Raw genomic sequence first — 283 nt, 5'->3', positions numbered from 1 at the left:
CCCGCTCGATCGCCTGCAGCGCCTTGCGCGGGAAGGCTTGCCCGACTTTCCAATGCGTCATCAGCAGGTGTCGCCCCATGCGCCGGAAGTTTGGCATCACCATTTCCCCGAGGCGCCGCCGCCGCCGAATCCACCGCCGCCGCCACCGAATCCACCTCGCCCTGACCCGCCGAAGCCCCCCATGCCACCGATCCCCCTGAAACCGAGATGGGAGCCGCCAAACATCGTAAAGAAAAGTGCGATCGCGCCGGCGAGCACACCCAGGACGACGGTGCCCGACAGA

At 67.1% G+C, this 283-nt stretch carries 1 pseudogene; it reads right to left on the bottom strand.

Features of this window, described 5'->3' with window-relative positions:
- Positions 1-96: 96 nt before the first annotated feature.
- A pseudogene (locus A985_RS29375) lies at positions 97-283 on the bottom strand (YgcG family protein); the annotation flags it as partial.

Origin of the sequence: Pandoraea sp. B-6 (assembly GCF_000282835.1) — a bacterium.
GTDB classification, from domain to species: Bacteria; Pseudomonadota; Gammaproteobacteria; order Burkholderiales; family Burkholderiaceae; genus Pandoraea; species Pandoraea cepalis.
Note: the sequence above shows the minus strand (reverse complement) of the source record. Positions and strands in the feature narration are given on the sequence as shown.